Here is a 19,738-nt window from a genome sequence, read left to right as displayed (position 1 = left end):
GACATACCGCAACCAACCGGACCGGCACCCCGTACCAGTACGGTCTTCCGCTGCAACCACAGCCCCTATTGCCGTAGGGCCGAAACGGTGCGGCACACACTCCGCACGCCGGGGCAGCCGTCGAACGGGGGCCGGTAGGACGGGCGCACATCCGCGGGACGGCTCAGACGCAATCGCATGAGAAGCCCGGAGCAACCGACTGGCCCCGCCACAGTGAGCCACCAGCTGGACTGCCGCCCCCTCGGACGGATCATGCGGTCGCCGGAGCCGATCCCGCACAGGACCCGATGAGCGCGGAAAAAGGAGGGCCCGGGAGGCGGCGGGTCGGCCTCTCCGGGCTCGGACCCCGCAGAGCCGGGGGACAAGTACGGAACGCACCTAGTCCTCTCTCCTGATCCAGTTGTCATTCGAGTCGAGTTCCCAGCCATGGTTGAGTTCGCTCTCCTGAACGTGCAGTTCGCCGCCCTGCATGACGGCGACTTCCGCGGTAGCAAAGGAACGCGTACCCGCATGCCCGTCCCCGTGCTCACTCATCGACGCGAAGGTTACGCTCGCGGTCTCCTCATCGTCAGTCGGCGAAGCTGCGCAGGCCACAGGAACCACGGCCGAGGTGTAGCTGTCGTCGACCTCGATATCGTCCAGTTCCCGGCCGGTCAGGATGAGCGACATGAACTCGTCCCCTGCCCGGTCGATATCGTCGGGGTTCTCTTCGACGTACGCAATGAGGCGCTCGCGGCCGTCGTCGTAGTAGTCGAACTCGTACTCCACGGCGCACTCCGACACGTCATCGGACTCAACCGCGGTGAGGGTGACGGATTCGTACACGCGCCTCTCGGCGTACTCCCCAGCAAGGTCGATGAGCTCATCAGGAACACGGAACTCGATACTCTCGGCCGGTCCCGTCGAGGACTCGGTGAAATCGAACGCTTCAGAAGTCGAGCACGCGGTCAGGGCGAACACCGCCGCCAGACTCGCCGCCGCCAGGCGAGTGAGATGCTTGGAGGGCACAGAGATGATCTCCTCACACACGACTGAAAACCGGCTCTTACCGCTGCCCGTTTTACACCACCACGGTCAGAATCGAAATCCTGGGGACCGGTGCCCCCGGCGACCCGGCGACCGTGGTGCGGACAGCACTGCACTCCGGGCAGACCCCGCTGACGGAGCGGGCCCGCACAGGGCTCAAGAAAAGCACGAAAAGCCCGGGAGGCCGTGGTCTGCCTCCCCGGGCTCGGCCCTCAAGGGGCCGGGGAAGCGGGTGCGTACCGCACCTAGTCCTCCGGAGCCCCGGCCAGGGGCGGGCGGACCCCTTCGGCGCCCACCCTCGAAGAGAACTCGAAGAGAACTCGAAGAGAAACAGCGCCGCGCACTGCGCACAACTGCACCTGACAAGGGCATCGCTCACGCAGAAACGGGGACCTCCTGCGCGGCCTGCGCTGCCGCCTACCGTGAGCAGGAGAGTTCATTCGGGCGGCGCCGGTGCCGAAGCCCTGAGGAGCAGGGTAAGAGCAGGTCACTGGCACCGCGAGAGTATTAATACCACGCAGTGGAACGCCAACGATCGGCCCCTGGCATCCCCGATCGGTATTCTCACCTGCTTCCCCACCTGAAACTGTCCAGCGTGACCCGAATCCGCCTCTGACACCCCGGCCTGACCAGGTTGGATATGCCTTTCTCTGAAAAAGCAACAGCATGGTCTCAGGCGAGCCGAGATGGCCGGATGCGGCCATCATGCTGAAAACCGAACCCGGCTCCTTAGGCTGTGAGCACCCCGAAAATTGGATAGATGGGACGGGACCTGATGAAGACATCCTCGCGCCTTTCCGTGCTTCGATTGACGTCTTCCTCCGTCGTGGCCATGCCCTCGGCTGCCGGTGCTGACGAGACCCCCCGGACACGCCAGTTACCCCGGACGGAATCGAGGAACCACACACAGGACCCTCCAGAACTGTTGATTCCATCCAAGGCCGGCCTCCGCTCTTTGACGATGAGGACATCGAAGACCTCGTAGTCGAAGAGGAAAACGAGGACGGGATAGAATCGACACCACACCCGGCCAGAGCGGGAGCCCGGTGCGCATCGGCAATCCCGCTCTTGACTGCGACTACCACTGCGCAATCGCCATCCACTCCTCCGGTCCGATGAACCCGCGTGACCACAACCATGGAGTGAGATTTGTGCCGCGGGTCCTTGAGAACTACGCGGAGTGGATGTCTGACGGAGGTGCGGAGTTGATTCGATATCGGTAGATTTCTGTGTGCAGTGGTCGCCTGGCTCGGCATCGTGCTTTGCTCTGGATGCGGCATATCCGGGCCGAGCGATCCCCGGGGGGCGCTAACGGGGAAAATATTATCCGCCGACGGTCACCCTATCGGTGAATGTTCCATCTCACCCGAGCCCTTGGATATTCCCGACGATCCCATACCCGAAAAAGGGTACAGGAGCAGCGCCGACGGAACCTTTCGAGTCTCACTCCCCGAAGGCGAATACCACTTCACCTTCATCTGCCCCACCGAACCTGACGGCCACAGCCAAGAGGAAGAAAAGAAAGTCCTCGAAGACATCTTCATCACCAGCGGCGAAGAGACTGGCATTGAGGTGCGCATGGCTCACGCATGATGAGTACGCACCGGCCGCTCCCACGCCCGACCCCCTGGGCGCAGAACATATTCCTGCTAGCGTTCCTCGCGGCCTCGGCGCAAGGCTTCCCCACACGAATCCCCCACGAGAAGAGGGTCACGATGCCGGAGAGACACTCGTCCCCCGCCTCAGCAGTCCGGCGGACGGCCGCATCTCTTGGATAAGCGCATGAGCCCGCATCCGCGGACGGCTTCGGGCCTCCTTGCCGCCGTCATCATCGCTGCCGCGTGCTCAGCACCCGACCAAGCGGACGGACCCATCGGCGCGAGCGTCGAACCTATCGACGGCGCCCAGCTCGAGAGCCGCGAATTCCATGCGCAGGCCTGGACCGGCGAAGAGCTGATCATCTGGGGCGGGGGATCCCCCAACCAGAGCAGGTACCACTCCGACGGCGCCGTCTTCCACCCCGCGGACGGCACCTGGCGGTCGATGGACGACTCCGTGCTCAGTGCGCGCAGCCACCATGCCAGCGTGTGGACCGGGGACGCCCTCTTCGTGTGGGGCGGCTACGCCGTCGCCTCGGGGCCCGCGGACGAACGGAGCGACTTCTCAGCCGAAGGTGCCCTGTACCACCCCGATGACGACGAGTGGGCCGCGCTGCCGGACGCCCCCGAAGGCCGCGCGGCCGCCCGCGCGGAATACGTCGACGGGCACATCGTCGTCGTCGGGAACGTCCCGCGGACGGACGACTTCCTCGTGCTCTCGCTGGACGGCCAGTCCTGGGAGCGGGTAGCTTTCTCCGGCGATCACGAAGACGACGACCATGCGGGGTCCGAAGGCAACGGCAGCTTCGCCGTGCACGACACGACCGTCGACGGTGACGCCGTCATCGCCCTGGCGGAAAGCAGCGGAAGCCTGTACCAGGTCTCCTACCGGGCCGGAGAAGCCACCGCACTCACCACCGAGGTCCGTATCTCCGACAGCTCCGATGACTCTGCTGTCTCCGACGAAGCGCGGCGGTACGGCATCGCTGCGGCACCGGACGGAACCCGCTACGTCGCCGCCAGCGGCGCCGCGGTCTCCCGGATCTGGGACGTCGACGCGTGGGGCAACGCCGAGATCGTCATGGAGGACGAGAGCCGTTCCTTCGAACCGCCGCACCTCGCGGACACGCACCCCTTCAACCAGGGCTCCCTGTTCCACCACCCCGGGACCGGCTTGGTGGCCACCCACCCCGGGCGGGTCGACGTGTGGGACGGCCACCTTGGCGTCGCCACGCTGGACACGGCCGAGGAGGGCCGGTTCTGCGGCGCCCTGGTCCAGGCCGAACCGGACGGCCTCATCGGCTGGGAAGGCGATGACGGCTGCGGGCGCCCCGGTGCCCTGGTGGAGTTCGCCGGTTAGGGGCGGACACCGACTGCCGTGCCGAGAGCAGTGCGGGGGGTCGGCTGTCCGAGAGGAGGAGAGTAGAAAGCAGTCGGACGCGTCCGTCGGCTGAGCGCCATGGGCGGTCACCGTGCGTCGCGACCGCCCATCCCCCAGTGCTCTCCACGGAATCCGGAGCGACATTTGTACATAGATTGAGCACCAAGGGCGAAATGCCACCCGCCCTTCCTGACTCTGGCCACAAAAGGTATTTTCCAACCCACCGGAACCCGCTCCCGCCTGTGCCTTCACCGGAACCGGCCGCCCGAAGGACCCGGACCGACCAGCCCCGCGAAAGGCGGTTCGGGCACCGGAAAGCACCTGAAACGCGAGGTTCTGGCTCTGACCACTTTCGGTCACCTTCCGTTGCCCCCGCAGTCAGGAGCGGCATACAGGCTTACAGTGAGAAGTCGGTTGAGACAGTCCACGAAACGGCGGTACACCCCACCGCCCGCGCAGAACTGACGGGCCTCCCCCGGAAGCACGGCTCCCCTCAGAGCCGATTTCCGGGCCAATCGGCCTGCGCGGCCACCCGCACCGCCAGAAGGGAAGCCCCATGTCGACCACCGGGCGCACCTCCGTCGGCCGCTACGAACTGAGGCGACGGCTGGGCATCGGCGGTATGGGAACCGTCTGGCACGCCTGGGACCCCGCCCTGCAGAGGGACGTGGCGGTCAAGGAAGTCCTCCTGCCCGAAGGCATGAGCGACGACGACCGCTCCGACGCGCACGCCCGGACGCTCCGCGAAGCCCAGGCGACCGCCCGGATCAGCCACCGCGCCGTGGTCACCATCCACGACGTACTGGAGCACGACTCCAGCCCGTGGATCGTGATGGAGCTGCTCACCGGCGCGTCACTGCAGGAGCACATCGACGCCGAGGGCCGGATGACGGTCGACCGGGTCGAGGAGGCCGCCCGGGCGCTGCTGGGCGGGCTGAAGGCCGCGCACGCGGTGGGCGTGACGCACCGCGACGTCAAGCCCGCCAACATCATGCTCACCGAGGACGACGAGACCGTACTGACGGACTTCGGGATCGCGAACGTGGACGGGGGCGCCGCGATCACGCAGACCGGGGTGTACGTCGGCTCGCCCGAGTTCATGGCCCCGGAACGGTTCGAGGGCGACCGGGCGCTGCCCGCCTCGGACCTGTGGAGCCTCGGGGTGACGCTGTACACGCTGCTGGAAGGGGTCTCGCCGTTCAAGCGCGACAGCATCACTGGGATGATGAGCGCCGTGCTGACCGCGCCGGTACCGCCCGAGCTCACCCGGAACGAGCACGCCAAGACCCCGCAGGGCGCGGCCCTGCGGGCGCTGATCGGGGCGCTGCTCACCAGGGACGTGTCGGCCCGGCCGGGCCCGCGCGAGGCCCTTGACCTGCTGGAGCGGGAGCGCCAGTCGGCACAGAAGCACGTGCGGACGCAGAAGGCCCCGCTGCCCGACCTTTCGGAGATCCCGACGGAGCGGATCGACCTGGCCGGGAACGGTCCCGGCCAACCCGGCAAGTCCGGGGCGGAAGAGGCTGAGCAGGCCGGGAAGGCGGACGCGGCCGACAGCGCCCCGGCCGCCCCCCAGGCCAGGACGCCCGGGCAGGCGGAAGCGCCCGGGAAGGCGGAGAGATCCGCGGAAGCCGAGGCTCCAGGGCAGGGCGGGACACCCGTGCGCCGCTCCCCCAGCGGCCCGAACCAGGCTGAACAGTCGGCAGGGGGCGGTCAGGGCGGCCAGGGCAGTCAGCTCCCGGCGGACGCCCCCGCTGGGGCAGCGGGTCCCCGGTCCGGGGGCGACGCCCCCAACCCCTACGTGATCCCGGGCCCCGGTACCCCGGCCAAGGGCCAGCGGCCGCCGAGCGGGCCCCAGCAGCCGCCACCACCCGCGCACCCCCGGCAGGGTCAGCAGGCCCCGCAGCAGGCGCAGCGCCACCCGAGCGGGCCCCAGGCCGGCGGGTACGCCCAGGCGCCCCCGTACGCGATGGACGGGCGGCCCGACCCCGGCGGGAACGCGCGGATGCCGGTCGGATCCCCAGGAGCCCCCGGAGCCCCAGGGAACCCCGGATCACCCGGGTCTCCAGGAGCGCCCGAAGCCCTGCCCGCCGACGCCGGGATGCGGTTCCTGCACGGGGTCGGCCACACCGGCCGGAACCCGGACTCCCCGCCCGCCCAGAGCGGCTACGGCTCCCGGGCGGACACGGAGCGGCCCGCGAGCGTGCTCACCGCCGTGGTGATGCTGGGCCTCAACGCCCTGATCCTGTTCCTCATCACCGTCCTGGCCCTGGTGCAGCTGGGCAGCGGCGGCTTCGTCTCCGGCTGGGGCACCGTGCTCGTCCCCGGCGCCTGGGGACTGATGTCGGCCTGCGCGACCTTCGGGCTGCTCAGCCGCTCCCGCCTGGTCTACGCGCTGGTCCTGGCCATGCAGGGCGTCGCCGCGGCGTCCCTGGCCCTCATCATGGTCGCGGTGCTCCTCTACACACCGGCGCTGCTCACCCTCTTCTCGATGATGCTGCTCTACACCCTGACCACCGTGGGGCTGCTGGTCGCCCCGAAGCGGGCGCGCGCCCACTTCGGCCTGGGCTGACGCCGGGGGCAGGGGCGGAAGGTCCGGAAGCGGGTACCGACGGCCCTTAGTCCCCCACCCGGAGCCAGTTGCCGTTGGAGTCGAGCTCCCACTCCTCCGCGACCTCGGGCTCCTGGACGTACAGTTCACCGCCCTGCATGATGGCGACTCGGGCACTGGCGAAGGTGACCCGCTCCGGGTCGTCCCCGTCCTCCTCCACGATGTGACCGAGGGACGCGCCCACGGTGTTCTCATCGTCGGTCGGAGAGGTGGCGCACGACTGGGTCCGCACACCCGAGGTGTAGTCCTCGGCCATCTCGCTCTCGCTGCTGCCGGTCAGGAGGGAAGCCATGCGCTCTTCCCCCGACCGGTCGTCATTGGGGGTGTCCTCGACGAACTGGATGAGGCGCTCGAGGCCGTCGTCGGCGTAATCGAACTCGTATTCCACAGCGCACTCGGACGGGTCGTCGGACTCGACCGCGGTGAGGGTCATAGATTCGAACAAGCGGTTCTCCGCGTATTCCTCGTCCAGATCGACGAGATCGTCCGGAACAGAGAATTCGATGCTCTCGGCCGGTTCCCTCAAGGTGTCGGTGAAATCGAAGTCCTCGGCGGACGAGCACGCGGTCAGGGCGAACACTACGGCCAGGCTCGCAGCCGCCAGAGGGGCGGGGGACTTGGTGGTGACGGTGATGGTCTCTCCTCAGACTCGGCTGACACCCGATCTTTACCGCGTCCCGTTCTACAGCATCGCGAAAATCCCCTGCGTCCCGGGGCGGGCACAGCGGGTTCACCGCATCTGCCTTGTGGACTGCACGTCTTCGGCGGGTTCCAAGGTGAGGGCTTGGCCCCGTGTTTCGCTTTTCCGGCTGACCGGGCGTTATTCACTGCCGACCATTCCCCGGAGCGCGCGGCACGACCGTTTCCGTGCTATCCGTCCCCTCCCGGTCGGTTCCGGGCAGCACGAAGCGGGTGGGGGTGGAGGTGCCCCCGATATCGACGGTAAGCCGGATCCGGCTTCCTGAGCGAGCGGCTGTTCCCCTGGCTGTGGACAACCTCGGGACCGTGGACAACCTCGGGGCTACGGGCACGCCGACAGCAACCGGGCCCGCCGAGTCCGCCCGGGGATTCCGGTCCCCCTCAACCCCACCGGCTTCCCCAGGGCCCGGGCGACGGGACGGTCGACGCCCGGGCTGTCCAGTGGTGGTCCTCAGCGGTTCCGTGCTGCGTGGCTGGTCGGTCGTGGCTGGTCGGTCGGTCAGAGGGGCCGGAGGGGGTTCCGGGTGCGGCCCGCTGGGTCCGAGAGCCCCGGAGGGCTTCAGCAGGCCCGGTCCTTCAGTGCCAGTGCACCGTGTGCGCCCCGGGATGGTCGGGCAGGCCCGAACTCCCCTCCTCGGCGAGCTGGCAGATCAGGGCCTCCGCCTCGGCGAGCGTGCCGAAGCGACCGTAGGAGACCCGGGCCACCGGGTCCGGGGTCTCCATCCACACCGTGTGATCCTCCTGCCACAGCATCTGCACGCACACCCCGTTGAACGCACGGACCACCACGAAGGTGCCCGGCGCCGGGGTCGTACGCCGCAGGAGTGCCCGGCACTCCGCCAACTCCAGCAGAACCGGCAGGTCGGAGCTGCCGATCCCCCTGCTGTGCACATCGTCGTGGCTGACGTCGAGCAGCCCGTGCGGCTCCGCGGGCGCGTCCTCCGACGGCAGCGAACCGTCCACCGCCCAGCGGCTGAGGATCTCGTCCAGGTGCCTCCTCGGCAGGAGCCGCCCGGTCCCCAACACGCGGATCCGGTCGAAATCGCGCTGCAGGCAGATCGACGAACCGGTGATCAGACTGGTCACCGCCACCGTCAGCCCCGTCGGCAGCCAGGGCAGGGCCAGCCTGGCGAACTCCCGGACCGAGGACTCCAGCTCGTGGAACTCACCCCACCACGGCAGCGCGGTGTGCAGCGGCGGACCGCTGAACCCCACCCGAACCACCGGCTCCTGGGTGGCGCAGGGGCCCGGATGCGCGGCGAGGCGGCCGTGACGGCGACGGCACCACTCCATGTCCACCCGGATACGCGGAGCCTCGTCGTCCGGCCAGTGCGCGTCCAGACCGTGCGCGTGCAGCACCTCGAGTATCTCCGCGGCGGCCGCACCCGTACGGCCCTCCCCGCCCGCCGAGAAAGCCATCCACAGCCCGCCGCCGAGCAGGGCGAGCTCGATGTCGGAGTCGTAGAAGTAGACCACCGTCCTGGCCTCGGGATCCTGTTCCTCCGCCAGCTCCCACAGGTAGGACTCCCCGCCGAGGTGCTCCAGGCAGCCGTCACAGCACTCGACCGCCTCGAACACCGGGATCCCGAGCCCCGCCAGGGCCTGGCGCGCCCGCTCCAGCCGTTCCACGTCGGTGCGCACCGGCCACTTCCGCTGTCTGCGCAGGTGTCCCGCGAACGCCCGGTCCACGATGTCGTAGACCTCCGTGGCCCCCAGGTCTCTGGGGTTGTCCCTTCCGAGACGGTACTGCTCGGGGTCGCCCCGCATGCCCACGAGATCGTGGTAGGCACCTTCCAGGATCTCGGGGAACCCGAGCCTGCCGGTGGCGACCATGACGGCCACCTTCTCCCGGATGGCGGCGAAGGAACGCTCGCCGCGCGCCCAGTCATCAGTCATTCGCCCAATCTTTCAGAACCTCAGCGCCCATGTGAGGAGAACCGGGGAAGCTCTCGTGTCCGTATCCGGCCGCGCGCTGAGGTGCCAGACTGAGCGGGCGCCTTCGTTTCTCCGCCGGTGCCCTCCCTATCCGGAGGGCGCCGCCCTCCCATTGAACGGTGACCTACGGTGCCCACCCTCCAGCTCCGTCGCCTCCCCCTGCTCGAACGGGCCCTCCGCCTGCCGGAACGGGTGCTCTGTACGCGCCCGCGGCTGGGGGCGTCAGCGCTGCTCGGCTTCGCGGTCTTCGCCCTGGTGTCGGCCGTACTCCCCGACGACCGGGTGGCCTGGTACCTGCCCAGCCCGCTGATCTGGACCTCGCTGCTCCTGGTCCTGGTGCTCCTGCACGCCGAACGGGCGCACATGCCGCGCGGAGCCTGGCTGGAGCTGTGGTGCGCCGCGACCTCCCTCGCGGTGCTGCGGGTGGCCTCGCTGGACTGGTTCCTGGGACCGGCGATCGCCGCGCCCGACACCGCCGCCCGCATCCGCGTGTACGTCATGTGGGGCTGCGCCCTCGCCCTGCTGGGACTGCTCGTCCTGGCCGCCCACCGGGTCCTCGTCCTGCCGTGGCTGGTGGCCGCCGCCGGGGCCGTCTTCGTCCTGGCCGTGGCGGTTCCCCAGCTCACCCCGTTCAGCGTTCCGGTCAACCTCCTGTCCCTGGAGTCCGTGTTCGCCCTCGCCCTGTGCGGCTACTCGGCGCTGCTCGCCGTGCGCCACCGGAGAGCTTCCCACGCCGGGGCCGTCCTCCCCGTCGCGGTGTGGCTGACCGTCCTGCTGCTCCTGGCCTTCCTGGCCACGAGCCATCCGGCCGCGTTCAACACCTACGGTGTGTCGGCGCTGGTCACCGCGTCCCTGCTGCCCTGGGGCTGCCTGGGCCTGCTCACCCTCGCCGTGCTGGCCCGCGCCCGCTGGCTCCAGCTCCGGGACGCGGACCAGAACGGGGACTAGGACTCCGGGACCGCGGTCAGGTCCCGTACGGCCGCCCGCACCTTGGCCACGCTCTCGTCGCGGATACAGCGGGCGGCCTCCGCGGTGTCGGCGAGCCCTGCCACCTCCGGGGAACGCGCGGACAGTAGCGAGGCGTCCGCACGCAGGTCGGCGTACTCCCCCGTCGAGTCCAGCACCTCCTGGCACTGCTCCCACTCGCGGTGGGCCAGGGCCGCGGAGTCCACCAACCGGCCGTACTCCTCGATCTGCCCGACCCGGCGCCGGATGTGGTCCTCGGCGGCCTGGAGGTGCACGCGCTGGGGTTCGAGGACTTCCCGCACCCGGGCCGAAGAAGCCTGCTGCCACCGGCGGAGGTACTCGCGGCGGAGCTCCCGCTGGCGGAACAGCAGCGACGCGATCCGCCACTCCTGTTCCCGCAGCACCGCCAGCCCCCGGGCGGTGTCCAAGGCGTCGGCGCAGCCCGGCTCGGCGGCGCCCAGCTCGGCGCGGGCGTCGGTGACCCGGTCGATGGTCTGCTGGACCTTCACCAGCAGGCCGTGGTCGGCCGCGCTGAGGTCGTCGGGCAGCAGGAGCCGGTCCCGGTACCGCTCCGCCGGGCTCTGCCGGTCCCGGACGGTGAGGGTGTCCGCGGTGACCGTTCCGACCAGCAGCGCGAACAGCAGCCAGGGGGCACCGGTGGGCGGGGAGGCCGGCAACAGGTCGAACAACCACAGGGGTGCGGTCGCGACCGTGGCGCCGCCGAACAGGGCGCCGAACAGCCGTACCGCGGGGTTGGCCTCGCGGCGCAGGGTCAGTGCGGTGACATAGGCGACCACGCTGATGCTGGCGACCACCATGCCCAGGTACCAGCCCACCATGACCATGGCGACGAGCAGGGTGAGGCCGACCCCGAGTAACTGGATCCCGGCCTCTCCCAGGCGCAGGGCACGGCTCAGGGGTTCCGCGTCGGGGCGGGCGTGGCGCGGGGAGGGGGCGGGGGCGGACTCCCGGAGTATCTCCTCACGGAGTTCCTCGGGGAGAGCGGTGTCGACAACAGGGCGCGGCCGGATGACGTCCTCACTCATGGGCGTCCCTCGTGAGTGGTGGGTGTCCTGGGGTGCGGGGTCAGTCAGCGGACGAGGAGAGGTGGTCGGAAGGCGATACCCTCCTTGATCCCCATCCTGGTCGCGCCCCGAACCTGACTCCTAGCACCGCTTTGTCCTCGTTGTCCCCAAAATTCGGACAAGATCCCACCTGACCTGCACGGGAACGGTCTGGCCCATAGCGGACCGGCCCTGACCGCCGGCCCCCTTCCACCGGCCCTCCCCTGCCGGAGCGGCCCCTACCGGCCCCGGCCGTCGAGGGACACCAGGGTCTCGCTGGCGGGCCGCTCGCGGGTGGGGTTGGTGTCCAGCCAGCGCAGCAGGCCCTCGGAGACCAGGTCGACCCCGATCCGCCCGGAGCGGCCGTCGAGGTCGCGGTAGAGGCACTCGCCGTTGCCGAGGTTGCGCAGCACCGCCATGTGGTCCTCGTTGCTGTCCACGCCGAGCAGCGACATCACGTCGGCGACCTCGTGCGCCTCGCTGGAACGGAAGGCGAACACCGAGGAGAGGCAGTTGGTGACCTGCTCGTTGAGCATGTCGCCCGCGTTCTGGGACACGAGGATGAGCGCGGTGTTGCGGGAGCGGCCCATCCGGGAGACCTCGGGGACGAGCTTGGCGCCCTCGGGGGTGGAGGTGACCGCCCAGGCCTCGTCGAGGAAGATCGCCTTGGGCAGGCGCCGGTCCAGGCCGTTCATCAGGCGCCGGGCGAACTGGGAGACCAGGTACAGCAGGGCCACAGACAGCCGCTGCTCGTAGGAGTAGTCGTCGCGGCGCACGCCGGAGTCGGGCAGGGTGAGCCCGCCCAGGGTGAAGACCGTGGTCCACCCCTCGGTGTCGATGCGCGCCTCGCCCTGGGGGTCGAAGCACAGCGAGGCCAGGCGCATCTCCGCCATCGAGCCCAGCACCGCGCCCAGGTTGCGCGAGGCGGCGTCGTCGGAGGAGACGAGGTGGTCGACGACCTTGGCCAGGGACGGCTGGGGCTGGTTGGCGACGGTGGCGACCGCCTGGATCATCGCCGACTCGCGCTCCTCGCTCATCCGGGGCAGCAGCAGGCGCAGCGTCTCGGTGGCCATGGTCTTCTTGGCGGAGAGGTCGTCGCCGAAGGCGAAGGGGTCCAGGAGGCCGGGCTGCGCCGACCCCAGGGACATGATCCGCGCCTTGCGGCCGCGGTGCTGGAGCAGCTCCACGAGGGACTCCGCGTCGCCCTTCGGGTCGATGGCGGCGACCGTCACCCCGCGCAGGGCCAGCTGGTAGATCATCAGCAGCGCGAGCGTGGTCTTGCCGCCGCCGGGCTCACCCGTGATGGCGATGGCGGTGGGGCGGTTGCGGGCCGCGGCGACCATGGGGTCGAAGTGCACGATGGAGCGGGCCCGGCCGATGGTCTCGCCGACGTAGGGGCCGACCCAGCCGCCGCCCGAGCCGTCCACCCGGTCGCCGACGTCGACGGTGGCCGTGGGCATCCCGCCCGCGATCGTGCGCAGCGGCTGGCGCTGGGCGTAGGCGTTGAGGCGGATGCGGTCGCCCGGCAGCGACTCGCTGAACAGGGAGAACTGGTCGCCGGTGGAGTTGATGACGTCGATGCCGATGTCGCGGTAGTGCTCCACGACCGCCTCGACGTGCTGGCCCAGGAGCCGCTCGGTGGGCGCCGACACCATGAGGCGGTGCCAGCCGTACACGAACGGCAGGCGCTCCTTGGTGATGCCGTGCTCCAGCATGCGGGCGGCGTCGATCTGCTCGGCCAGCGCGATGGGCGCCTCCACCCCGGCCTCGCGGATGTGGGCGTCCATGTCGCGGGCGTGCGCGAGCTTGCGGCCCACGTCCTTGGAGGCCTTCGCCGGCGGGACGAGCTTCATGCGGAGGGAGAGCTCGACGGGGAACGGCAGCGCGTCCGCGTGGTGCAGCCACGGTTCGCCGTCGGGGAAGGGCATGAGGTCCGGGAAGCGGGAGAACGACAGGAAGGCCACGTACGTGGACCCGGCGGGCTGCTCCAGCCGCAGCATGGACCGCCCGTTGTGGACGACCCCGTCAACGAGCTGCTCGATCTCGCCCCGGCCCCAGGTGCGGCGGCCGGCGGCGGAGGGGAGGATCTCTTCGGCGGTGCCGCTGACCGCGTGCCGGATGAGCCAGGCGACCTCGTCGGAGGTGGCGTGCCGGGCGTGCAGGGAGCTGGCCATGAGGGCGCGGCCCAGCCGCTCGGACTGGTCGGTCCAGCGGGCGATCTCCTTCTCGTCGATGGAGTCGTCGTTGATCCCGAGGACCTGCTCGGTGCGCTGGTAGGCGCCGAAGATCCCGGCGAACAGGCCCATGCCGACGCTGGCGTTGCGGATGCCGAGCCGGACGCCGAGGTAGACCTCCTTGGTCCAGAAGTCCTTGGCCCACACGTGCCGGTACATCTCGTCGAGGTACTCGTACCAGCCCGGCCCGCCGTCGGCGGTCCCGTCCAGCCTGGTGGCCCACTGGGCCGCCGGGTAGGTGCGGTGGGCGACCCGCAGGTGCACCTCGGCGTCGTTCATGCGGATGGCCGCGAGCGCGATGGTGATGTTGGTGGCGAGCGCCTGGCGTTCCTCGGGGGTGGTGAACTCGTAGGACACCGTGGGGAGCCGGAAGTAGGCCCAGGCCTCGTTGTCGCTGAAGAGCACGCGATCGTCGAAGTAGCGGACGGCGAGGCGGGTCGCGCCCCGGGTGCCCCTGGTGCCGGTCATCTGCTAGCCCTTCCTCGTGACAGCGCTGACGGGTTCCGCCCTGTGGCCGTAGCCATCACCCATAGTGCTGCATCTGTGCGGGGGTGAGAAGCGGAGGGGCTTTCGGCGCGCCAGAAACCCTGTGCGGGCACCGGTCGGCGTCCCTCCCGTCATCCCCGGGAGGGGCCGCCGCGCCCGCGGATCCCGTCGAGGAGGAAGGCGGTGCGCCGGTCGTAGTCGTTCCGGTCGGGACAGGGCCCGTGCTTGAGGGCGAGGGCGTTGTCGTGGACGAGCGCGTGGAGGTCGTCTGCCGTGAACTCCGGGCGCAGTGCGCCTGAGGCCCGGCCCTCCGCGACGAGTTCGTCGTTGGTCGCGCCCGCAGCGCGGCAGATCCCCATGAGGTGCTCCGAGTGGGGGTACACCTGCAGCATCACGTCGTTGGCGGCGGGCTGGCGGTACTGGAGGTCCCGGATCGCGGTGATGTAGTACGCGATCCGCTCCCCGGTGCCGTCGATGCTCCGGGTGCGGTCGACGATGGCGTACAGCTCGTTCGCGACGACCTCTTCGATGACGGCTTCGATGAGGCCGATCCGGCCGCCGAACCGGTTGAAGACCGTGGCTTTGCTCACCCCCGCCGCGCTGGCCACCTCCTCCAGCGGCACGGACAGTCCCCGGCCCCGGAAGGCGTCGATCGCGGCACGGCGGATCTGCTCGGTATTGCGTTTGGCGTCGGCCCGCAGCCGAGGTTCCGAAGGTGCCGCGTCGGCCATGTGTCCTCCCCTGGTCGCTATGCCCGCCCCTAACTTGACCCCTCTGGTCAGGTTACCTACAGTCGTTGCAGACACGAAACTGACTAGCATGGTCAACTTATCTCGCGCCCCACTACCGGACCGGACTACCGGGCCGGGGTCCGCACGAAGGACGCGGGCGCCCAGGGAAGGGAACACGCATGATCGTCGTCACCGGAGCCACCGGAGCCCTCAACGGCGCCGTCGTCGAGCACCTCCTCCAGCGCGTGCCCGCCGAACGGATCGGCGTCAGCGCACGCGACGCCTCCAAGGCGCAGCACCTCGCCGACCGCGGCGTGCGCGTGCGGCAGGGCTCCTACGACGACCCGGTCGCGCTGCGCGAGAGCTTCACCGGCGCCGACCAGGTACTCCTGGTGTCGTCCAACGATTTCGCGGCCGACGTGGCGGCGCAGCACCGCACCGCGGTCGAGGCCGCCGCCGCGGCCGGTGCGCGGCGGATCCTGTACACCAGCCAGCAGGGAGCGGCAGACAGCTCCTATCCTCCGGCGGCCGTCCACGCCGCCACCGAGGCGTTCCTCGCCGAATCGGGGGTCCCCTGGACCGCACTGCGCCACGGCTTCTTCGGCAGCCTCGACCAGTTGCTCGGCCCCTGGCGCAGGACCGGCGTGATCGCGAAGCCGGCTGACGGCCCCGTCCCGTGGACCGACCGCGCCGACCTGGCCGAGGCCACAGCGGCCATCCTCTCGGGCGACCGCTCCTTCGACGGCCCCGTGACACTCTCCGCACCGGCCGTCACCCTCGACGACTTCGCCGCCATCGCCTCCGAACTCACCGGACGCACCATCGAACGCGTCGTCGTGGACGACGAGCGCTGGCTCGCCGAGGAGATCGCGAACGGCACCCCGGAATTCACGGCCCGGCTCACGCTCACCCTGTTCCAGGCCGCCCGCAGCGGCTACCTCGCGGGAGACGCCCCGCTCCTGCCCGAGCTTCTCGGCCGCGAACCGCGCAGCGCCGCAGAACAGCTCGCGGACCAGCTCCCGACCGGCACGGCCCCCTCCCCCACCTCCTGAACTCCGACCGGACCGCCTACCTGGCCGCCTACCTGGCCGCTGGAGTTCAGGACGGACCGGAACGGAGCAGGACGCGGCCCCGTCCCGTCTGCGGGGCCGGGCCGCGTCCGTCCGCAGGCGGCGCCCGTTAGCAGGCGCTGCTGAGGGTGCTTTGGAGGGAGGACTCCTCCTCGGACGTGACGGTGAGGTCGTAGTCGTACTTCACGGCGATCCAGGACTTGGCGTAGTCGCAGTGCACGCCGGTGTTGTCGGGCATCCACTCCGACGGGTCCAAGTCGCCCTTGGCGCTGTTGCTCGACGGGGTGGCCAGCCACAGCTGGGACGAGCTGACGTCGTTGGCGAACTCGGTGCGCTGGGCGGTGGACCAGTCGGCGGCGCCGGTCTTCCATGCCTCACTCAGGGCCACCAGGTGGTCGACGCTGATGTCGGCCGGGTCGTCCTCCACCCACTCGTCGTCGAAGGCGCTCCACCAGCTCCCGGAGGTGGGCTGGCAGTTGTCGTCGGCGACGACGTCGTGGCCGTCCCGTTCGAGCACGACCTGGCGGGACGTGCAGGGGCTGTCCACCACGTTCCAGTGGGGGAAGAGGCTTCGGTCGTAACCGTCCTGAGGGCCCTTGGGTGCGACGGTGAGCGAGTCCAGCTGGGACTGGGCCTCGGAGTCGCTGGGGATGTTCGGGGGCATGACGTGGTCGGCCGACGCGGGGGCGGACCAGCCGAGCACCACGGCCATGGAGGCCGCGGCGGCCGCGGCCAGCGTGCGCGTGAGGGCGCGGGGGAAGGGGGGCACGTTTTCTCCTCTTGAGCGGGTCGAGGAAAGCGGACGTGACTACTGTGTAGTAATCAACCCTTTTACGCCAGCCCCGGAAGAAGAATTCCCCGTGAAGCCGGGGATACCGCGATAGGCGCGGAGAGCGGCCCCGGGGCACCGACGGGGATCACGGGGAGGGCTGCGGGTCCCGTGCGGCGGACCGCACCAAAGCCACCTGCGGGGTCGCTTGTGAGGTCGCAGCCTTTGCACCGCCGGACGCACCGAGTTCATGTGAAATAGCTCACAGGAAAAGTTCCAACCGGGCACCTTAGGCTTGACTAACCATTGCCACAAAGGGACGACCTGGGACGATACAGAACAGAGCGCCCTGGATTATCGACCCGTCACCCTCGGCGACACCGCGCAGGTGAGCACGGAGAACAACAGAAGGCGACCCGAAAAGGCCGCCCACGATCCCCCTATAATTCCCCCATATAGTATGGCAGTAATACCCAGTCGGCCATCGCGTAAACACACGGCGAAAAGGTCACCACAAATCCCCTCTGGGTAAGTTTGTTAAGTTCGCATGTCGTACGGAGAAAACCCGAACCTGAGAGGAGCACCCTCACCGAGGGGAACGGCATGACTCTGCAAATGGACCTTCCTACCGCGGACGAGTACCCGACCCGCAAGGCCCCTGAGCCAGCCCTGCTCTACCGCAGGGACCCCGTCATCTGGAACGGCACCGATGGCGGCCCCTTCACCCCGGAACAGCTCGACGGCTACGACCGCCGCGGATACACGCAGGTCGAGTCGATCGTCAGCCCCGAGGAGGTGGAGGCCTACACGGCCGAACTGAAGCGGCTGAGCACCGACCCCGCACTCCGCGCCGACGAGCGCGTCGTCGTCGAACCCGCCTCCGACGAGGTGCGCTCGGTGTTCGAGGTACACAAGGTGAGCAAGGTCTTCCGCGACCTCGTGAACGACCCGCGCCTCGTCGACCGCGCCCGCCAGATCCTGGGCTCCGACGTGTACGTGCACCAGAGCCGGGTCAACTACAAGCCCGGCTTCGGCGGCGGATCGTTCTACTGGCACTCGGACTTCGAGACCTGGCACGCCGAGGACGGTATGCCCCGCATGCGCGCCGTCAGCTTCTCGGTCGCGCTCACCGACAACTTCACCCACAACGGCGCCCTGATGATCATGCCGGGGTCGCACAAGACCTTCGTGTCTTGCGTGGGCGAGACGCCGGACGACCACTACCGCTCCTCCCTGAAGAGCCAGCACGTGGGCACCCCGGACCAGCCGTCCCTGACGATGCTGGCCGAACAGCACGGCATCGACGTGCTCACCGGCAGGGCCGGCGGCGCGACCGTGTTCGACTCCAACTGCATGCACGGCTCCGGCGGCAACATCACGCCGTACCCGCGCTCCAACGTGTTCGTGGTGTTCAACAGCGTGGACAACGCCTGCACGAAGCCGTTCAGCGCCAACGACGCCCGACCGGAGTTCCTGGCCTCCAGGGACACCGCGCCCGCGGGCCAGTAGGATCACCCACCCCTGGGGTTCACCCGTGAGCCCCAGGGGCAGCGCCGTCCCTCCCTGCGGCACCGACACAACGGCAGGGCGGGGCATGGGACAGGGCTCGGGGCAGGGTTGGGCGCGGGGCACGGGGCGCGGCATGGGGCGCGACTTCAACCGGTTCTGGATCGGGAGCCTGTCCAGCAACCTCGCCGACGGCATGATGATCGTCGCGCTACCTCTGGTGGCCGCGATGCTCACCAACGACCCGCTCCTGGTGTCGGGGCTCATCGCCGCCCGCTACCTGCCCTGGCTGCTGTTCGGGCTGGCCGCCGGGGTGATCGCGGACCGCCTCGACCGCGTCCGCCTGATGGTGGGCGCCAACGTCGTCCGCGCGGGCGCCATGGTCGCGCTGGCCGCGCTCGTCGCCGCCGACCAGGCGACCATCTGGGTGCTGTACGCGGTGATGTTCGCCGTCATGACCGGTGAGGTGTTCTACGACGTCGCCGGGCGGGCGGTGCTCCCGGCCGTGGCCCGCGCCGGGACCATCGACCGCGCCAACGGCCGCCTCGAAGGCGGCAAGACCGTCACGCAGGACTTCGCGGGCAGCCCTCTGGCCGGTCTGCTGTTCGCCGTGGCGGCCGCCCTGCCGATAGCCGCCAACAGTGCCGCCTACCTGCTGGGCGCCCTCGTCCTGCTGGGCCTGCCCCTGGCGGTGCGCCGCCCCGCGGCCCCCGTCGGCGACGGCGCCGGACCCGGTGCGCGGCCCTCTCCTCTGGCAGACCTGCGCGCGGGGTTCACCTTCGTCTTCCGGGGCAGTTCCCTGGGTCCCATCCTGCTCCCCAACATCGCGCTGAACGCCGGATTCATGGGGCTGAGCGCAGTCATGGTGCTGCTGGCCCAGGAGCACTTCGGGGTGCCGCCCTCGCTGTACGGCGTGTTCGTCGGCTCCTCCGCGGTCGGCGCCGTGCTCGGCGCCGCCGCCGCGGGTCCGATGGCCGTGCGGGTCGGCCGCTTCCGGCTGGAACTGGTCCTGTTCTCCCTCACGGGGCTGTGCTTCCTCGCCTTCGGCCTGGCACCCAACGCCTACGCCGCCGTCGCCGCCTGGGTCGTTCTCGGCTTCGTGATCACCGCGTCCAACATCGTCATGCTCGGCGCCATCCAGCTCATCGTGCCCCGCCACCAGCTGGGCCGGGTGATGTCAATCGTCGCGGTGTCGGGGACGGCGTTCGGGCCCGTCGCCGCGCTCCTGGCCGGGCTGTTGGGGCGCGTGGAGCTCTACTACGTACCCCTCGCCTCCGGGACGCTGATCCTGGTGGCCTTCGCGCTGTCCGTCCCCGCCCTGCGCCGCGTGGTCACCGAAGCCGACCGCGTCGAAGCGGAACAGGTGGCCGAGGGCTCGGGCTAGGGCTCCGGCTCGGGCTCGGGCTCCGGCTAGGGCTCCGGCTAGGGCTCCGGCTAGGGCTCCGGCTAGGGCGAGTACAGCGCAGACGGTGGGCCCCGCCCGCCAGGACCGGCTCCACACCTGGAGTGGAGGTTGCCCCGCTCGGGTGGAGGTTTCCCTGCTGGTGCGGGTGGTTTCCCCGTTTCCTGCCGCTTGATGGTGGCCGTCTCCGCTGCGCGCGTCAAGGTCGTCGCCATCGAGCGCTTCGCGCGTCAGTGGCGCTCCACCTTGACCCGCTTCGCTGC

At 69.8% G+C, this 19,738-nt stretch carries 14 protein-coding genes; 7 read left to right on the top strand and 7 right to left on the bottom strand.

Annotation, left to right across the window (positions count from 1 at the left end; translation table 11 throughout):
* Positions 1-378: 378 nt before the first annotated feature.
* Positions 379-1,008, bottom strand: a complete 630-nt coding sequence (locus tag ACYVD1_RS08000; RefSeq protein ID WP_460769729.1) for a hypothetical protein — start codon at positions 1,006-1,008, stop codon at positions 379-381.
* 1,392 nt (positions 1,009-2,400) lie between these two features.
* On the opposite strand from ACYVD1_RS08000, the gene ACYVD1_RS07995 reads away from it, so the two are divergent.
* The 3 genes from ACYVD1_RS07995 to ACYVD1_RS07985 all read left to right on the top strand — a co-directional run bounded on the left by ACYVD1_RS07995 (position 2,401) and on the right by ACYVD1_RS07985 (position 6,574).
* On the top strand, positions 2,401-2,619 hold the full coding sequence (locus tag ACYVD1_RS07995; RefSeq protein WP_460769727.1) for a hypothetical protein: 219 nt from the start codon (positions 2,401-2,403) through the stop codon (positions 2,617-2,619).
* 189 nt (positions 2,620-2,808) lie between these two features.
* Positions 2,809-3,984 (top strand): Kelch repeat-containing protein, encoded by a 1,176-nt coding sequence (locus ACYVD1_RS07990; protein ID WP_460769725.1) that lies wholly within the window; start codon positions 2,809-2,811, stop codon positions 3,982-3,984.
* 577 nt (positions 3,985-4,561) lie between these two features.
* Positions 4,562-6,574 carry a serine/threonine-protein kinase gene (locus ACYVD1_RS07985; RefSeq protein ID WP_460769723.1) on the top strand — a complete coding sequence of 671 codons (2,013 nt, stop codon included), beginning with the start codon at positions 4,562-4,564 and terminating at the stop codon, positions 6,572-6,574.
* Positions 6,575-6,620: 46 nt separating this feature from the next.
* Here the strand turns inward: ACYVD1_RS07985 and ACYVD1_RS07980 are convergent, their stop codons facing one another.
* Both ACYVD1_RS07980 and ACYVD1_RS07975 read right to left on the bottom strand, forming a co-directional pair.
* Positions 6,621-7,193 (bottom strand): hypothetical protein, encoded by a 573-nt coding sequence (locus ACYVD1_RS07980; RefSeq protein WP_460769720.1) that lies wholly within the window; start codon positions 7,191-7,193, stop codon positions 6,621-6,623.
* 695 nt (positions 7,194-7,888) lie between these two features.
* Positions 7,889-9,208, bottom strand: a complete 1,320-nt coding sequence (locus ACYVD1_RS07975; protein ID WP_460769718.1) for a DUF6891 domain-containing protein — start codon at positions 9,206-9,208, stop codon at positions 7,889-7,891.
* Positions 9,209-9,376: 168 nt separating this feature from the next.
* On the opposite strand from ACYVD1_RS07975, the gene ACYVD1_RS07970 reads away from it, so the two are divergent.
* Positions 9,377-10,195, top strand: coding sequence for a hypothetical protein (locus tag ACYVD1_RS07970; RefSeq protein WP_460769715.1), 819 nt, complete (start codon positions 9,377-9,379; stop codon positions 10,193-10,195).
* Here the strand turns inward: ACYVD1_RS07970 and ACYVD1_RS07965 are convergent.
* The 3 genes from ACYVD1_RS07965 to ACYVD1_RS07955 form a co-directional block, all read right to left on the bottom strand.
* A complete protein-coding gene (locus ACYVD1_RS07965) occupies positions 10,192-11,259 on the bottom strand; it encodes a hypothetical protein (protein ID WP_460769713.1) in 1,068 nt (355 codons plus the stop codon). The genes ACYVD1_RS07970 and ACYVD1_RS07965 overlap by 4 nt on opposite strands.
* A 257-nt stretch (positions 11,260-11,516) precedes the next feature.
* Positions 11,517-13,979 carry an ATP-binding protein gene (locus tag ACYVD1_RS07960; protein ID WP_460769710.1) on the bottom strand — a complete coding sequence of 821 codons (2,463 nt, stop codon included), beginning with the start codon at positions 13,977-13,979 and terminating at the stop codon, positions 11,517-11,519.
* Between the two features lie 149 nt (positions 13,980-14,128).
* On the bottom strand, positions 14,129-14,728 hold the full coding sequence (locus tag ACYVD1_RS07955) for a TetR/AcrR family transcriptional regulator (RefSeq protein WP_460769706.1): 600 nt from the start codon (positions 14,726-14,728) through the stop codon (positions 14,129-14,131).
* A 179-nt stretch (positions 14,729-14,907) separates the two neighbouring features.
* On the opposite strand from ACYVD1_RS07955, the gene ACYVD1_RS07950 reads away from it, so the two are divergent.
* Entirely contained in the window at positions 14,908-15,780 is an 873-nt protein-coding gene (locus ACYVD1_RS07950) for an NmrA family NAD(P)-binding protein (protein ID WP_460769702.1), read from the top strand.
* A 127-nt stretch (positions 15,781-15,907) separates the two neighbouring features.
* Here ACYVD1_RS07950 and ACYVD1_RS07945 read toward each other — a convergent pair whose 3' ends face one another.
* Positions 15,908-16,567: a GmrSD restriction endonuclease domain-containing protein gene (locus tag ACYVD1_RS07945; protein ID WP_460769700.1), complete on the bottom strand. Its 660-nt coding sequence runs from the start codon at positions 16,565-16,567 to the stop codon at positions 15,908-15,910.
* Between the two features lie 603 nt (positions 16,568-17,170).
* On the opposite strand from ACYVD1_RS07945, the gene thpD reads away from it, so the two are divergent.
* Positions 17,171-18,076, top strand: coding sequence for an ectoine hydroxylase (gene thpD / locus ACYVD1_RS07940; RefSeq protein ID WP_460769697.1), 906 nt, complete (start codon positions 17,171-17,173; stop codon positions 18,074-18,076).
* A gap of 85 nt (positions 18,077-18,161) precedes the next feature.
* On the top strand, positions 18,162-19,457 hold the full coding sequence (locus tag ACYVD1_RS07935; RefSeq protein WP_460769695.1) for an MFS transporter: 1,296 nt from the start codon (positions 18,162-18,164) through the stop codon (positions 19,455-19,457).
* Positions 19,458-19,738 lie beyond the last annotated feature (281 nt).

It is taken from the genome of Nocardiopsis nanhaiensis, from assembly GCF_054778635.1.
Note: the sequence above shows the minus strand (reverse complement) of the source record. Positions and strands in the feature narration are given on the sequence as shown.

Bases quoted from the DNA above. Each gene is read 5' to 3' on its own strand.
- ACYVD1_RS07975 (WP_460769718.1), bottom strand. From the start codon at position 9,208: ATGACTGATGACTGGGCGCGCGGCGAGCGTTCCTTCGCCGCCATCCGG.
- ACYVD1_RS07965 (WP_460769713.1), bottom strand. From the start codon at position 11,259: ATGAGTGAGGACGTCATCCGGCCGCGCCCTGTTGTCGACACCGCTCTC.
- ACYVD1_RS07985 (WP_460769723.1), top strand. From the start codon at position 4,562: ATGTCGACCACCGGGCGCACCTCCGTCGGCCGCTACGAACTGAGGCGA.
- ACYVD1_RS07990 (WP_460769725.1), top strand. From the start codon at position 2,809: ATGAGCCCGCATCCGCGGACGGCTTCGGGCCTCCTTGCCGCCGTCATC.
- ACYVD1_RS07950 (WP_460769702.1), top strand. From the start codon at position 14,908: ATGATCGTCGTCACCGGAGCCACCGGAGCCCTCAACGGCGCCGTCGTC.
- ACYVD1_RS07960 (WP_460769710.1), bottom strand. From the start codon at position 13,979: ATGACCGGCACCAGGGGCACCCGGGGCGCGACCCGCCTCGCCGTCCGC.
- ACYVD1_RS07955 (WP_460769706.1), bottom strand. From the start codon at position 14,728: ATGGCCGACGCGGCACCTTCGGAACCTCGGCTGCGGGCCGACGCCAAA.
- thpD (WP_460769697.1), top strand. From the start codon at position 17,171: ATGACTCTGCAAATGGACCTTCCTACCGCGGACGAGTACCCGACCCGC.
- ACYVD1_RS07935 (WP_460769695.1), top strand. From the start codon at position 18,162: ATGGGACAGGGCTCGGGGCAGGGTTGGGCGCGGGGCACGGGGCGCGGC.